The following is a 14,940-nucleotide window of genomic DNA, read 5'->3' on the forward strand; positions in this document are numbered from 1 at the left end:
ATGGGGGACGGACCGGAGCGGGCGGACGCGCCGCCGGACGCGCGGAAGGTGGGCGGCGCCCTGGGGATGGCCCTGGGGATGCCGATCGGCGTCGGTGTCGGCGTCTCCTTCGGGGTGGCCATGGGCGACATGGCGCAGGGCCTGCTCCTCGGACTGCCGGTCGGCCTCGTCGTCGGCTTCGGGCTCGGCTCGGGGCTGGGCCGGGCGCGCGCGGGCGCGGTGGACGGGGAGGCCGGGGAGGGCGGCGGGCGGTAGCGGCTCAGTCCAGGTAGCCGCGCAGCTGTTCGGCGAAGGCGTGGTCCCGGAGCTTGCCGAGGGTCTTGGACTCGATCTGGCGGATGCGTTCGCGCGTCACGCCGAAGAGGCGTCCGATCTCCTCCAGGGTGCGGGGCCGGCCGTCGACCAGCCCGTAGCGCAGCTGCACGACCTCCCGTTCGCGGTCGCCCAGCGTGGACAGGACCGCCTCCAGGTGCTGCCGCAGCAGCAGGAACGCCGCGCTCTCCACGGGGGACGCGGCGTCGCCGTCCTCGATGAGGTCGCCCAGGGCCACGTCGTCCTCCTCGCCCACCGGGGCGTGCAGGGAGACCGGCTCCTGGGCGAGCCTGAGCACCTCCCCGATCCGCTCGGGCGGCAGGTCGAGGCGGGCGGCGACCTCCTCGGCGGTGGGCTCCTGCCCCCGCTCCTGGAGCAGCCCGCGCTGGACGCGGACGACCCGGTTGATCAGCTCCACGACGTGGACGGGGACGCGGATGGTGCGGGCCTGGTCGGCGAGGGCCCGCGACATCGCCTGGCGGATCCACCAGGTCGCGTACGTGGAGAACTTGTAGCCGCGCGCGTAGTCGAACTTCTCGACCGCGCGGATCAGTCCGAGGTTGCCCTCCTGGACGAGGTCCAGCATGGTCAGGCCCCGGCCGACGTACCGCTTGGCGACGGAGACGACGAGCCGCAGGTTCGCCTCGATGAGCCGCCGCTTGGCCATCCGGCCGCGTACGACGAGGGTGTCGAGGTCCACGGCGAGCTGGGAGTCCAGGTCCGGGGTGCGGGCGAGCTTCTCCTCCGCGAACAGCCCCGCCTCGACCCGCCGGGCCAGCTCCACCTCCTCGGCGGCGGAGAGCAGCGGTATGCGGCCGATCTCCCGCAGGTACTGGCGGAACAGGTCCGACGAGAGCGCCGCCGCCGTGCGGTCGGCGGCGCGCCGGGCGGGCGGCGGCTCGGGGAGGGCCGGCAGGTCGGGCACGCCGTCCGGGAAGGTGCCGGGGAGCGTGCCGGGGTGGTCGGGGTGGTCCGGCGCGTGGCCCTGCGCAGGGACGTCCTGCACGGGCACGACATCGCTCAGGGTCTGGGTCTGCACGGGGGCGACCTCCAGGTGATCGCTGCCGGTTCGGTCCGTCACCGCCCCCAGTGTGGGGTACGACACAGGACGGCCACGAGGGTCGTGCGCCCACTTTTTGCGACCGGTGCGTGACGGCGCGACTACCTGCCGGTACGACGGCGGGGGCGCGGCCCGTGGCACGGCGGGCGGTCCCCCGTACCGGGTGGCGTGCGGGGCCGTCTGCGCGGCGGGGCCGTCAGAGGGCGGCGGCGCCGTGGTTGCGGAGCGACTGGGCGTACTGCTGGAGGACCCACAGCTCGTTCTGGACGGCGGCCAGCCGCTCGGGGTCGCCGTGCGCGCCCAGCCGGGTCAGGGTGCCCTGGACCTCCCGTACGCGACGGTCCACGGCGCGCAGCCGGACCTGCACCAGCTGCTCCCCCGCGTACGCCTCGTCGACCGCGCGGGCCAGGACGGCCTCCACGGCCAGCTCCGTGACGAGCGCGCGGACGGTGTCGTCGGGGGCGGCCTCGCGGACCCGCGCCAGGTAGTCGGGGGCGTTGTCGACGCCCTGGGCGGCGCCTCCCGCCTCGGCGATGGTGCGGCGCACCGCGGCGTACGGCGGGGCGGTGAACTCGTCGGCGCCGTACGCGTCGAACGCCGGGGACACCAGCGCCGGGTACTGCAGGGCCAGCTTCAGCAGCTCCCGCTCGGTGCGGTGGGCGGGACTGCGGAGGTTGAGCGCCGGGCCGGTGAAGGACGGCCGCGCCGGGGCCGCCTGCGCGGCGGTCGCGGCGGAGGGGCGGGGGCCCGTGCCGGGGCGGGGCCGGCCGCCGTCGGGTGCGCCGCCCCGCTCGCGGGCCCAGCGGGCGATCTGCGCGACGCGCTTGACGACGAACTGCGTGTCGAGGATGCCGAGCATCCCGGCCAGTTCGACGGCGACCTCGTGCTGCGAGGCGACGTTCTTAATGCGGGCGACGATCGGTGCGGCCTCGTCCAGGGCGGCGGCCCGGCCGGCGGGGGTCTCCAGGTCGTACCGGCCCACGATCTGCCGCAGCGCGAACTCGAACAGCGGGGTGCGCGGCTCGACCAGCTCCCGCACCGCGTCGTCGCCCTTGACGAGCCGCAGCTCGCACGGGTCCATGCCGTCGGGCGCGATGGCGATGTACGTCTCGGCGGCGAACTTCTGGTCGTCCTCGAAGGCCCGCAGGGCCGCCTTCTGCCCCGCCGCGTCGCCGTCGAAGGTGAAGATCACGCGCGCGGAGCCGTTGTCCATCAGCAGCCGGCGGAGGATCTTGATGTGGTCGCCGCCGAAGGAGGTGCCGCAGGTCGCGATGGCGGTGGTCACCCCGGCGAGGTGGCAGGCCATGACGTCGGTGTAGCCCTCGACCACGACCGCCCGGCTGATCTTGGCGATGTCCTTCTTGGCGAGGTCGATGCCGTAGAGGACCTGCGACTTGCGGTAGATCGGCGTCTCGGGGGTGTTGAGGTACTTGGGCCCGTTGTCGTCGTCGCGCAGGCGGCGGGCGCCGAAGCCGACCACGTCGCCGCCGACGTCGCGGATGGGCCACATGAGCCTGCCGCGGAAGCGGTCGATGGGGCCGCGGCGGCCGTCCTGGGAGAGCCCGGAGAGGATCAGCTCCTTGTCGGAGAAGCCCTTGCCGCGCAGATAGCGCGTGAGGTGGTCCCAGCCGGCGGGGCTGTAGCCGACGCCGAAGTGCTCGGCGGCGGCCTGGTCGAAGCCGCGCTCGGCGAGGAACCGGCGCCCGATCTCCGCCTCGGCGCTGCCGAGTTGCTCGGCGTAGTACTGGGCGGCGGCCTTGTGCGCCTCGATCAGGCGGATGCGCTCGCCGCGCTGGTGCGTGGGGTTGTAGCCGCCCTCCTCGTACCGGAGGGTGATCCCGGCGCGGGCGGCGAGGCGCTCGACCGTCTCCGAGAAGGAGAGGTGGTCGATCTTCATGACGAAGGCGATGGTGTCCCCGCCCTCCTGGCAGCCGAAGCAGTGGAAGAGACCCTTGCTGGGGCTGACCTGGAAGGACGGGGACTTCTCGTCGTGGAAGGGGCACAGACCCTTGAGGTTGCCGCCTCCGGCGTTGCGCAGCTGGAGGTACTCGGACACGACGGCATCGATCGGGACGGCGTCCCGTACCGCCTTCACGTCGTCATCGTTGATCCTGCCTGCCACGCAGAGATTCTACGGGGGTGCGGGGGTCGTCCCCCGCAGAGATCGCAGCCTACGGGGGTGCGGGGGTCGTCCCCCGCAGAGATCGCAGCCTACGGGGGTGCGTCCCGGTCAGGTGCCCGGCAGCAGGGAGGCGAGGGGGGCCGACGGGTCCGCGAGGGCGTCGGGGTCCACGGCGGTGCCCCTGGCGCCCGCGCGGACGAGGTCCTGGACCGGCTCTGTGACGTCCCACACGTTCACGTTCATCCCGGCCAGGACGCGGCGGTCCTTCAGCCAGAAGGCGATGAACTGCCGCTTCCCCGCGTCGCCGCGCAGGACGACCTGGTCGTACGAGCCGGGCGGCGCCCAGCCGGAGTACTCCAGGCCCAGGTCGTACTGGTCGGAGAAGAAGTACGGCACGCGGTCGTACGAGACGGTCCGGCCGAGCATGGCGCGGGCGGCGGCGGGGCCGCTGTTGAGGGCGTTGGCCCAGTGCTCGACCCGCAGCCGCATGCCCAGGAGGGGGTGGTGCAGGGCGGCCACGTCGCCGGCGGCGTAGACGTGCGGGTCGGAGGTGCGCAGGGAGGCGTCGACGGCGATGCCGCCGCCGTGGGCGCGGTCGGCGAGGGCGAGTCCGGCGGCCTCGGCGAGCGCGGTGCGGGGCGCGGCGCCGACGGCGGCGAGGACGGCGTGCGCCGGGTGCTCGTCGCCGTCGTCGGTGCGGGCGGCGAGGACCATGCCGTCCTGGCCGACGATCTCGGTCAGGCGGGTGCCGAAGTGGAAGCGGACGCCGTGCTCGGCGTGGAGCTCGGTGAACATCTGGCCGATCTCGGGGCCGACGACCTGGTGGAGCGGGGTGGCGGCCGGTTCGACGACGGTGACCTCGGCGCCGTATCCGCGCGCTGCGGCGGCCACCTCCAGGCCGATCCAGCCGGCGCCGGCGATGACCAGGTGGCCGTTGTCGCGGCCCAGGGCGGCGAGGACGCCCTGGAGGCGGTCGGCGTGGCACAGGCGGCGCAGGTGGTGGACGCCGGCGAGGCCGGTGCCGGGGATGTCGAGGCGGCGGGGTTCGGCGCCGGTGGCCAGGAGCAGCCGGTCGTAGTGGATCGTGGTGCCGTCGCCGAGGCGGACGGTGCGGGTGTCGCGGTCGATGGCGGTGACGGGCTGGCCGAGGTGGAGTTCCACGTCGTTGCGTGCGTACCAGCCGGGTTCGTGGACGAAGACGCTGTCGCGTTCCTGCTTGCCGGAGAGGTAGCCCTTGGAGAGGGGCGGCCGTTCGTAGGGGTGGTCGCGCTCGTCGCCGACGAGGATCACGCGGCCGGAGAACCCCTCGGCGCGGAGCGTCTCGGCGGCCTTGGCGCCGGCCAGTCCGCCGCCCACGATGACGAAGGTCTCATCTGCGTCGACCACTTGTCGCCTCCTACCCGGAATGCACGGTTCGTCCGTGTCCACGCTACGCCGCGCGCCGCCGTCCGGCCGTGGCGCCCCAGCGAGGGTCCCGTATCGGCGTGCGGCGCGGAAGAGGACCTACCGGGTCCGGCCGGTCCGCTCGGTGCGGTGGGGGGCGGTGAGGCGGGCGTGGAGGGCGCGGGCGGTGGCGTCGGTGAAGGAGGCGATCTGGTCGACGACGACCCGCTTGCGGGCGCGGTCGTCGGGCGCGGCGTCGAAGAGGGCGCGGAACTGGGGGTCGAGGCCGTCGGGTGCGCGCTGGACGAGGGCCTCGGCCAGTTCGGCGATGACGATCCGCTGGTCGGCGCGGAGGGCTTCCTGTTCGGCGCGCTGCATGACGTACCGGTCGGCGACGGCCTTGAGGACGGCGCATTCGTTGCGGGTCTCGCGGGGGACGACGAGCCGGGCGCCGTAGCGGGTGAGGCGGCCCGAGCCGTACGCCTGGCGGGTGGCGCCCTCGGCGGCGAGGCAGAAGCGGCCGATGAGCTGGCTGGTGGCGTCCTTCAGACGGGCCTGGGCGAGGGCGGTGCCGTCGTAGCCGTGCGGCCACCACTCCTGGTCGACGAGCCGGTCGAGGGCGTCGGCGAGCTCCTGCGGGTCGGTGTCGGCGGGGACGTAGCGGCCGATGGCGACGCGCCAGATGTCGGCGCGCTCCGGTTCGGCGAGGAGCATGTTGGGGTCGATGTGGCCGGCGTGGAGGCCGTCCTCGAAGTCGTGCACCGAGTAGGCGACGTCGTCGGACCAGTCCATGACCTGGGCCTCGAAGCAGGTGCGGCCGGCGGGGGCGCCCTGGCGGGCCCACGCGAAGACGGGCAGGTCGTCCTCGTACACGCCGAACTTCGGGGAGTGCGGGTCGGTGGGGTGGGCGCCGCGCGGCCAGGGGTACTTGGTGGCGGCGTCGAGGGCGGCGCGGGTGAGGTTGAGGCCGACGCTGACGAGGTCGCCGGTGGCCGGGTCGGGGACGAAGCGCTTGGGCTCGATGCGGGTGAGGAGGCGCAGCGACTGGGCGTTGCCCTCGAAGCCGCCGCAGTCCTTGGCGAACTCGTTGAGCGCCTGTTCGCCGTTGTGGCCGAAGGGCGGGTGGCCCATGTCGTGGGAGAGGCAGGCGGCTTCCACGAGGTCGGGGTCGCAGCCGAGGGCGGCGCCGAGCTCGCGGCCGACCTGGGCGCATTCGAGGGAGTGGGTGAGCCGGGTGCGGGGGCTGGCGTCCCAGGCGGGGGTCCGGGTGCCGGGCGTGACGACCTGGGTCTTGCCCGCGAGGCGGCGCAGGGCGGAGGAGTGCAGGACGCGGGCCCGGTCGCGCTGGAAGGCGGTGCGGCCGGGGCGCTTGTCGGGCTCGGCGGCCCAGCGCTCGGTGGCGGCCGCGTCGTACGCGTGGTCCTGGGGGGTCGTGCCTGCCATGCCGTTCATGCAGTGAAGGTAACCGCCCGGGGTGACAGTGATGCCTGCGCGGACGCGCGGGGCGTGCGGCGGTGGCGTGCGCGCGTGCCGGGTGCGGGGCGTCGCGGGGCGGCCGGACGCGGGGACGTGGGGACGTGGGGGCGCGGGCGCGGGGGTCAGACGGAGGCGTACGCGTGGGGGTGCGCGGCCCGCGAGGTGCGGGCGAGGGCCTGGTCGTAGCGGTGGAGGACCAGCCGGGCGAGGGCGGGGTGGGGGCCGAGCGGGGCGGCGGCGATCCAGGGCGCGGCGGCCGCGCTGCGGGTGGCGAACAGCCGGGCGCGGTGAAGCAGGAGGCGACGGCGACGCGGGTGCGGCCGCGCGCGGTGAGCTCGCGGACGGCCTCGGGGACGGTGGGCGAGGCGGCGGAGGCGTAGGCGGCGAGGACGGGGACGCCGCCGAGGCGGTCGCCGAGGAGCGCGGCGAGGCGGCGGGTGCCGGCGGTGGACTCGGGGTCGCGGGAGCCGGCGGCGGCGAGGACGACGGCGGCGGTGCGGTGCGTACGGGGGCCGGGGCGCCAGCCGGCTTCGGTGAGCCGGTCGTGGAGGGCCTCCGCGAGGAGCGGGTGGGGGCCGAGCGGGGCGGCGACGCGGGCGTGGACACGGGGGGCGGCAGCGCGGGCGGCGCGCGGGAGGTCGTGTTTGACGTGGTGGCCGCGGCCGAAGAGGAGCGGCACGAGGACGGCGTCTCCTCCCGCGGGCAGGCCGTCGAGGGTGTCGGTGAGGAGCGGCTCGTCCAGCTCGACGTGGCCGAGGCGGACGGGCAGGCCGGGGCGCAGGGCGCGGACCTCGTCGAGCAGGGCCCTCACGGCGGGCAGGGCGCGGGGGTCGCGGCTGCCGTGGGCGACGGCGACCAGGGTCGGTGTGCTCATGGGCGGCCTGCGCGTTCCGTCGGGGGCGGGGTGGGGATCGTGTGCCGATCCTGGCGGGTGGAGATTGCGGCGGTGTTGCACGGCGGTGACGGGTGCTTTGGCGTGGGCTCACGCGGGCCGGGCGGCGGGGGTGACCCGGCCGGGCGGCCCGGCGACCATTCGCCGATTCCGCTTAGTGGAATATAGTTTCCATTAAATGAGGGAGGGGTGGTCGTGGGGACGGGGAGTCTGGGTGGGGCGGCGCCGCTGGGGCGGCGGGTGCTGGCGGAGTTGGTGGGCACGGCGGCGCTGGTCGCGGCGGTGGTCGGTTCGGGCATCCAGGCGTCGGCGCTCAGCGGCGACACGGGGTTGCGGCTGCTGGCCAACTCGCTGGCGTCGGCCGTGGCGCTGGGCCTGCTGATCGCCCAGCTCGGCCCGGTGTCGGGCGGGCACCTCAACCCGGTGGTCACGCTGTGCGCCTGGTGGTCGCGCCGCCGCGCGGGGGTGCGGGTGCCCGCGCGGGAGGTGGCGCTGTACCTGGCCGCGCAGCCGGTGGGCGCGGTCGCGGGGGCGCTGCTGGCGGAGGCGATGTTCGGGCGGGCTCCGGGCGGGGCCGGCTGGTCGTGGGCGACGCGGGAACGGGCGGACGCGCACCTGCTGCTGGGCGAGACGGTGGCGACGGCGGGGCTGGTCCTGCTGATCGTCGCGCTGGAGCGGCTGGGCAGGGCCCGGTTCGCGCCGCTCGCGGTGGCCGCGTACATCGGGGCGGCGATCTGGTTCACCTCGTCCGGATCGTTCGCCAACCCGGCGGCCACGGTGGGGCGTTCCCTGACGGACTCGTTCACCGGGATCGCGCCCGGCTCCCTGCCCGGCTTCGTCGCGGCGCAGTCGCTGGGCGCCCTGCTGGGCGCGGCACTGGCCGGGTTGCTGTACGGCGCGGGGAGCCCGGCGGCGGGGCGCGCGACGGGGGCGGCGGGCGCGGGCGGCATGGCGGGCGGGCCGGTGCCGGAGGGCATCGGGGGCGGCGTGGCGGCCGGTGCGGGCGGCGTGGCGGCCGGTGCGAGCGGCGTGGCGGCCGGTGCGGGCGGGATCGCGGGCGGCGTGGCGGCCGGTGCGAGCGGCGTGGCGGCCGGTGCGGGCGGGATCGCGGGCGGCGTGGCGGCCGGTGCGAGCGGCGTGGCGGCCGGTGCGGGCGGGATCGCGGGCGGCGTGGCGGCCGGTGCGAGCGGCGTGGCGGGTGGGCCGGGGGCCGTGGCGGGCGGCGTCGCGGGCGAGCCGGTGCCGGGGGTCGCTTCGCGAGGGCCTGGGACGGCGTAGGCCCACGGGGGGCGCGGCGTCGTAGGACCGGTGTAGGACCAGCGGACCATGGTGGCCTGCCGGACCCGCGGCGACACTGGACGTCATGGACGCACTGGAGACGACGACCCTGCCGCCCGAGCGCGTCGACGCGTACCTGCGCCGCATCGGTGCCGCGCGGCCCGCCCGGCCCACCGAGGACGCCCTGCGCGAGTTGCAGATGCGGCATCTGACGTCGGTGCCGTTCGAGAACCTGTCGATCCACCTCGGCGAGGACATCGTCCTGGACGAGTCGGCGCTCGTCGGCAAGGTCGTGGACCGGCGGCGGGGCGGTTTCTGCTACGAGTTGAACGGCGCGTTCGCGGCGCTGCTGCGGGCCCTCGGGTACGAGGTGGAACTACTCCAGGCGCGGGTGTACGGCGACGACGGGCGCCTCGGCATCCCGTACGACCATCTCGCGCTGCGGGTCCGCGCCGAGGACGGCGGCGGCCGGGCCTGGCTGGTGGACGTGGGCTTCGGCGACCACAGCACCTTCCCGCTCGACCTGGACGCACGGGACGAACAGAAGGACCCCGCCGGTGTGTTCCGGATCGCGGAGTGCTCCGCGCCGGACGCGGCAGGCGACCTCGACGTCGTACGGGACGGCACGGCCTGCTTCCGGCTGGAGCGGCGCCCGCGCGTCCTGGCCGACTTCACGGCGGGCGCCTGGTGGCACCGCACCTCGCCCGAGTCCCACTTCACGCGGGGGCCGCTGGCCTCGCTCCTCACCGACGGGGGCCGCGTCACGCTCAGCGGCCGCCGTCTGATCACCACCCGGGACGGCGCCCGTGAGGAGCGGCGCCTCGACGACGACGCGGAACTGCTCGCCGCGTACCGCGACCACTTCGGCCTCCGCCTCGACCGCCCGCCCGTGCCCCTGCGCCCCCGGCCCTGACCCGGCCGCCGCGCCGGGGCCGCTCACCCGACGCGCCGTCAGGCCGATGATCGGCTTGTGCGACCATGCGAACGGCCTCCGACCGGCCGGTGCGCGGCCTGCTGCGGGCCGGACTCCCGGCGGGACTTCCGGCCGGACTTCCGGTCGGGCTTCCGGCCGGACGGACGCGGGGCCGCGCCGGCAGGGGCCGGGCCATCGAACGGGAACGGGAGTGCGGTGTGAGCGGGGCTGGGGGGCAGGGCGGATCGTCCGTGTCCGATGAGGAGTGGGAGCGTTTCCTCCGGGAGTCGGTGACGGGTGCGGCCCAAGCCCCCGTGGAGCCGTCCGCGCGCGACCGTGAGGCGCAGGGGCGGCTGCGCGAGCGGCCCGGCCCGCCGGCGCCCTGGCGCGCGCACCCGGCCGCCCGGCCCCGGCGCCGCACCGGCTGGTACACCGCCGGGTTCGTCGCGGCCCTGGCCCTCCTGGCCGTGGCGCTCTTCCCGCAGCAGCTGACCGGCTGGCCGCGCGGCGACGACGGCGCGCCGCTCGCCGCCGAGACGGAGCGCCCCCGCGGCGCGCCCGGCGACGGGCCCCGTCTGCGGCCCACCGTGGCCGAGCCGTTCCGCGGCTCGCCCGCCGCCCGCTGGGGGGACGGAGGCGCGGGGATCACCGTGCCGGAGGCCAGGGCGACCGGCTGGATGGACGCCGCCGGGGTCGAGCGGGCACTGCGGCAGAGCCGGGACTTCCTGGTGGCCTCCAGCCTCGACCCGCGCGTCCTGCGCGGCGAGCGGCCCGCGCGGGCGATCGCGCTGCTCAATCCGCACCAGGAGGACGTCCAGCGGTACCTCCGCACCGCCCTGTCGACGGCGGCGCCCACGCCGGAGACGGACCCGCTGCTGCTGTTCAGCCGCTTCCGGCCGGACCAGGCGCTGCTGGTCGGCGACGTCGTCAAGACGCGCGGCAGGCTCACGTACCGGGAGGGGAAGCGGGGGGCGGTCGAGGTGACCGCGGACGTCACCTTCGTGTACCCGGTCACCCCGGCGGCGGGCGGCGGCGGCCCCGACGCCGAGGTCGTCCGTACGATCGTGCGGCGCTCCATCGTGCTGAGCTGGGACGACCCGGACAAGGTCGTCACCGAGCCGGGAACGGCGTCCGTCGTCTCGTACGCGCTCGACATGACCAACGGCGGGTGCGGGGAGCCGACCGGCTACTTCGCCCCGCCCTTCGGCGCGGCCGGCGGGCCCTCCGCCACGGGTGATCCCGTCGACCCGTACGACCGCAGCGCGCCGGTCGGAGGCGGCGGCGCGAGCGCGCGGGACTGCCGGGCCGCCACCCGCTCCTAGGGACGGTCCGCGCCGTGGCACCGGCCCGCCCCGCCGCCGGGGGTGGGGCCGGTGCGGGCGCGGATGCCATGCTGGTGGCGAGGCGAGCCGACGGGAGGAGCGCAGGCGTGAGTGACGTGCTGGCCGTGCTGACCACGACCGACGCGGCGGAGAAGGCCGAGGCGCTGGCGCGCGGTGCGGTGGAGGCGCGGGTCGCCGCGTGCGCGCAGGTATCCGGGCCCGTGACCTCCGTCTACCGGTGGGAGGGCGCCGTGGAGACCGCGCGGGAGTGGCAGGTGCTGTTCAAGACGGCCGCCGCGCGGTACGACGCGCTGGAGGAGCACATCCGCCGCCACCACGACTACGACACGCCGGAGATCGTCGCCATGCCCGTGGTGCGGGGCGGCGCCGACTACCTGGCCTGGGTGGCGCGGGAGTCGGCCGGGTGAGCGGCGGCCTGCTGCCGTTCTTCGTGTACGGGACGCTGCGCCCCGGCCAGCCCAACCACGCCCTGTGCCTCGCCGGGCGCACGGCGCGCGTGGAGGCCGCGCGGCTGCCGGGCGCCGTCCTCCACGACGGGCCCGGCTACCCGTACGCGGTGCGCGGCGCGGGCGGCGGGGAGGTCGTCGGGGAGCTGGTCCACGCGGCGCCCGGCGCGTACCCGGAACTGCTCGCCGTGCTGGACCGGCTGGAGGAGTACCACGGGCCGGGGCACGAACTGAACCTGTACGAGCGGCTGCGCTGCGACGTGCTGCGCGCACGGGACGGGGCGCGGGTCCCCGCGTGGGTGTACGTGGCGGCGGCGCGGGCCGTGCCGGGGCCGCGCATACCGGGCGGCGACTGGCTCGGCCGCGCCGGACGCCGGTGACCGGCCGGCGGTGACCGGCCGGGGCGTGCGGGACCTCGGCGTGGCGTGCCCGAGCCGCACGCGGCGGCGGGGGGTGTGCGGGGCCCTGGGCATGGCGTGCCGGAGCCGTACGGGGCGGCGGGGCGTGCGGGACCTGGCGCAGGGGGCCCTGGGGCGCGGGCCGGGAGGCCTTGGGGCGCGGGACCGGGGCGTGCGGGGCGGTGACCCCGCTCAGTCGCCGGGCCGTTCGAGGCGCACCGCGCACACCTTGAACTCCGGCATCTTCGACGTGGGGTCCAGCGCCGGGTTGGTGAGCGTGTTGGCGCGGCCCTCCCCCGGCCAGTGGAACGGCATGAAGACCGTGTCCGGCCGGATCGCCGTCGTGACCCGCGCCGGGGCGACCGCCCTCCCCCGCCGCGACACGACCGCCACCGGCTCCCCGTCCGCGACGCCGACCCGCTCCGCGAGCCTCGGGTGCAGCTCCACGAAGGGCCCCGGCGCGGCGGCGTTCAGCTCCGCGACCCGCCTGGTCTGGGCGCCCGACTGGTACTGGGCGACGACCCGGCCCGTCGTGAGGACCACCGGGTACTCCGCGTCCGTCTCCTCGGCGGACGCCCGGTGCGTGACCGGCACGAAGCGGGCCCGCCCGTCCGGGGTGGCGAACCGGTCCAGGAACAGCCGGGGCGTACCGGGGTGGCCGGTGTCCGGGCACGGCCAGAACACGCCGTCCTCCTCCGCGACGCGCCGGTAGCTGATGCCCGCGTAGTCGGCGGGCCCCCCGGCGGAGGCGCGGCGCAGCTCGTCGAACACCTCCTCCGGGTCCGTCGGGAAGCCCTTCTCCCAGCCCAGCAGCCCCGCGAGGCCGTGGAGCACCTCCAGGTCGGTGCGGACGCCGGGCGGCGGGGTGATGGCACGGCGGCGCAGCAGGACCCTGCCCTCCAGATTGGTGGTCGTGCCGGTCTCCTCCGCCCACTGCGTGACGGGCAGCACCACGTCGGCGAGGGCGGCGGTCTCGGAGAGCACCACGTCGGCGACGGCCAGGAAGTCCAGCGACCTCAGCCGCTCCTCCACGTGCGCGGCGCGCGGCGCGGAGACGACCGGGTTGGAGCCCATCAGCAGCAGCGCCTTCACGTCCCGGCCGAGCGCGTCGAGCAGTTCGTACGCGCTGCGTCCGGGGCCGGGCAGGCTGTCCGGGTCGACGCCCCACACGGAGGCCACATGGGCGCGCGCCTCGGGGTCGTCGAGCTTCCGGTAGCCGGGCAACTGGTCGGCCTTCTGGCCGTGTTCGCGGCCGCCCTGCCCGTTTCCCTGGCCGGTGAGGCAGCCGTACCCGGACAGGGGGCGCCCGGCGCGGCCGGTGGCGAGGCACAGGTTGATCCACGCGCCGACCGTGTCGGTGCCCTTCGACTGCTGCTCGGGGCCGCGCGCGGTGAGCACCATGCCGTTCTCCGCGTCGCAGAACATCTCCATCGCCTCGCGCAGCCGCGGTACGGGCACGCCGGTGACGCGCTCGACCAGCGTGGGCCAGTGGGACATGGCGGCGGCGCGGGCGCCGGCCCAGCCGGTGGTGCGGGCGGCCACGAACTCCTCGTCCACCCGGCCCTCGGCGACGACCAGGTGGAGCAGGCCGAGCGCGAGGGCCAGGTCGGTGCCGGGGCGGGGCGCGAGGTGCAGGTCGGCCTGTTCGGCGGTGCGGGTGCGGCGCGGGTCGACGACGATCAGTTTGCCGCCGTTCTCGCGCAGTTCGGTCAGATAGCGCAGCGCCGGGGGCATCGTCTCGGCCAGGTTGGAGCCGACGAGGATGACGCAGCCGGTGCGCGGGATGTCCTCCAGCGGGAAGGGCAGGCCCCGGTCGAGCCCGAACGCCCTGGTGTGCGCGGCGGCGGCGGACGACATGCAGAAGCGGCCGTTGTAGTCGATCTGCGAGGTGCCGAGGACCAGCCGGGCGAACTTGCCGAGCGTGTACGCCTTCTCGTTGGTGAGCCCGCCGCCGCCGAACACCCCCACCCCGTCGGGCCCGTGCGCCTCGCGGACGCGCCGCAGCCCGTCGGCGACGGTCCGCAGGGCGTCCTCCCAGGTGGCCGGTTCCAGTTCGCCCGTGGCGTGGTCGCGGATCAGCGGACCGGTGAGCCGGACCGAGGAGGAGAGCACGGCGGGCGCGGTGCGGCCCTTGCCGCACAGGGCGCCCCGGTTGACGGGGAAGTCCGGGCGCTCCACGACGTCGACCCCGCCGCCCTCGGCGGGCCGGAGGTTCATCCCGCACTGCAGGGCGCAGTACGGGCAGTGCGTGGAGGTGATGGCGGCGGCGAGCATGCCGTAGAGCGTGCGACGCGCGTGTTACGGCCGTGGTCCCCGTGTATTACGCACGCGGTACGTCCCGCTCCGGGGGCGGGGCGGCCGGAGGTGAGCGGCGCCCCGGCCTTCCCGGCCCGGCAGAGCGGCCGCCGGACGGCCCGGCCCGGCCTTGCCGCCCCGGCCGAACGGCCGCCGGCCAGGCCCGGCCCCGCCCAGCCCGGCAGGAGGGTCACCGCTCAGCCCGCCGACGCCAGGGCCTCCCTCACGCCCGTCTCCTGCCGGCCGAGGAACACCGGGTCGGGGCGCAGCACCACGTCCGCGGCGGCCTTCCCCGCGGCGCCCAGCTCGCGCACCGCGCCGTAGTACCAGACGCCGTCGCGCGGTTCGGCCACCCCGACCCCGTACGAGTCGACCCCCGCGGCGCGGCACAGGGCGAGCGCCCGCCGGATGTGGAAGCCCTGTGTGACCAGCACGGCCCGGTCGACGCCGAAGATCCGCTTGGCGCGCACGCAGGAGTCCCAGGTGTCGAAGCCCGCGTAGTCGCTGACGATCCGCCCGCCGGGCACGCCCCGCTGGACCAGGTACGCCCGCATGGCGTCCGGCTCGTCGTAGTCGGCGCGGCTGTTGTCGCCGGTCACCAGGACGACCTTCACCTTGCCCGTGCGGTACAGCTCGGCCGCCGCGTCCAGCCGGTGCGCCAGGTACGGCGTGGGGCGGCCCTTCCACAGGCCCGCGCCGAACACGACCGCCACGTCGCGCGCCGGGACGTCGGCCACCGTGCGGACGCCGCCCGAGGTGCTCGTGTGCAGCCAGGTCGCCGGGGCGAGCGCCAGGACGCAGGCGAGCATCACGCCCTGCGCCAGCCGCCGCTGCCCCTTCCGCGTCGCCGGCAGCAGCCGCCTGCCCTTGCGCGTCCCCGGCACCAGCCGCCGCGCCCGTCCGCGCACCCGCTCCCGCATCCCTCGTCCCCTCCCGTCGCGCCCGGCCCGCGCGCCGCGCGCCGCCCCCGCCTTGTCCGACGCGCCCCGCCCGCCCCCGGTTCACCGGGCCGCCCGACACCG

Annotated in this window: 12 protein-coding genes and 1 pseudogene; 6 read left to right on the plus strand and 7 right to left on the minus strand. The window is 76.4% G+C overall.

Features of this window, described 5'->3' with window-relative positions:
- Nucleotides 1–255, plus strand: coding sequence for a hypothetical protein (locus ACSUPT_RS08315; RefSeq protein WP_351967552.1), 255 nt, complete (start codon nt 1–3; stop codon nt 253–255).
- 4 nt (nt 256–259) lie between these two features.
- Here ACSUPT_RS08315 and ACSUPT_RS08320 read toward each other — a convergent pair whose 3' ends face one another.
- The 5 genes and pseudogenes from ACSUPT_RS08320 to ACSUPT_RS08340 all read right to left on the minus strand — a co-directional run bounded on the left by ACSUPT_RS08320 (nt 260) and on the right by ACSUPT_RS08340 (nt 7,227).
- Nucleotides 260–1,393: an RNA polymerase sigma factor gene (locus tag ACSUPT_RS08320; RefSeq protein ID WP_351967551.1), complete on the minus strand. Its 1,134-nt coding sequence runs from the start codon at nt 1,391–1,393 to the stop codon at nt 260–262.
- A 175-nt stretch (nt 1,394–1,568) separates the two neighbouring features.
- Nucleotides 1,569–3,494 (minus strand): DNA primase, encoded by a 1,926-nt coding sequence (dnaG, locus tag ACSUPT_RS08325; protein WP_351967550.1) that lies wholly within the window; start codon nt 3,492–3,494, stop codon nt 1,569–1,571.
- Between the two features lie 108 nt (nt 3,495–3,602).
- A complete protein-coding gene (locus ACSUPT_RS08330) occupies nt 3,603–4,880 on the minus strand; it encodes an NAD(P)/FAD-dependent oxidoreductase (RefSeq protein WP_436943922.1) in 1,278 nt (425 codons plus the stop codon).
- Between the two features lie 117 nt (nt 4,881–4,997).
- On the minus strand, nt 4,998–6,329 hold the full coding sequence (locus tag ACSUPT_RS08335; protein WP_436943924.1) for a deoxyguanosinetriphosphate triphosphohydrolase: 1,332 nt from the start codon (nt 6,327–6,329) through the stop codon (nt 4,998–5,000).
- 146 nt (nt 6,330–6,475) lie between these two features.
- Nucleotides 6,476–7,227, minus strand: a pseudogene (locus ACSUPT_RS08340) (sirohydrochlorin chelatase).
- A gap of 213 nt (nt 7,228–7,440) precedes the next feature.
- Here ACSUPT_RS08340 and ACSUPT_RS08345 point away from each other — a divergent pair.
- The 5 genes from ACSUPT_RS08345 (at nt 7,441) to ACSUPT_RS08365 (ending at nt 11,605) form a co-directional block, all read left to right on the plus strand.
- Entirely contained in the window at nt 7,441–8,523 is a 1,083-nt protein-coding gene (locus ACSUPT_RS08345; protein WP_436943926.1) for an aquaporin, read from the plus strand.
- Nucleotides 8,524–8,608: 85 nt separating this feature from the next.
- Nucleotides 8,609–9,436 (plus strand): arylamine N-acetyltransferase family protein, encoded by an 828-nt coding sequence (locus ACSUPT_RS08350; protein ID WP_436943927.1) that lies wholly within the window; start codon nt 8,609–8,611, stop codon nt 9,434–9,436.
- Between the two features lie 251 nt (nt 9,437–9,687).
- Complete coding sequence (locus ACSUPT_RS08355; RefSeq protein WP_436943929.1) at nt 9,688–10,758, plus strand: hypothetical protein; 1,071 nt, start codon at nt 9,688–9,690, stop codon at nt 10,756–10,758.
- A 68-nt stretch (nt 10,759–10,826) separates the two neighbouring features.
- On the plus strand, nt 10,827–11,186 hold the full coding sequence (gene cutA, locus ACSUPT_RS08360) for a divalent-cation tolerance protein CutA (RefSeq protein ID WP_399217487.1): 360 nt from the start codon (nt 10,827–10,829) through the stop codon (nt 11,184–11,186).
- Nucleotides 11,183–11,605 (plus strand): gamma-glutamylcyclotransferase family protein, encoded by a 423-nt coding sequence (locus ACSUPT_RS08365; protein WP_351967542.1) that lies wholly within the window; start codon nt 11,183–11,185, stop codon nt 11,603–11,605. The genes cutA and ACSUPT_RS08365 overlap by 4 nt, the downstream gene beginning before the upstream one ends.
- A gap of 210 nt (nt 11,606–11,815) precedes the next feature.
- Here the strand turns inward: ACSUPT_RS08365 and ACSUPT_RS08370 are convergent, their stop codons facing one another.
- Both ACSUPT_RS08370 and ACSUPT_RS08375 read right to left on the minus strand, forming a co-directional pair.
- A complete protein-coding gene (locus ACSUPT_RS08370; protein WP_436943930.1) occupies nt 11,816–13,897 on the minus strand; it encodes a molybdopterin oxidoreductase family protein in 2,082 nt (693 codons plus the stop codon).
- A gap of 218 nt (nt 13,898–14,115) precedes the next feature.
- A complete protein-coding gene (locus ACSUPT_RS08375; RefSeq protein ID WP_436943931.1) occupies nt 14,116–14,838 on the minus strand; it encodes a SanA/YdcF family protein in 723 nt (240 codons plus the stop codon).
- Nucleotides 14,839–14,940: the final 102 nt, after the last annotated feature.

The organism is Streptomyces sp. SudanB25_2051 (genome assembly GCF_964272635.1).
Taxonomy (GTDB): Bacteria; Actinomycetota; Actinomycetes; order Streptomycetales; family Streptomycetaceae; genus Streptomyces.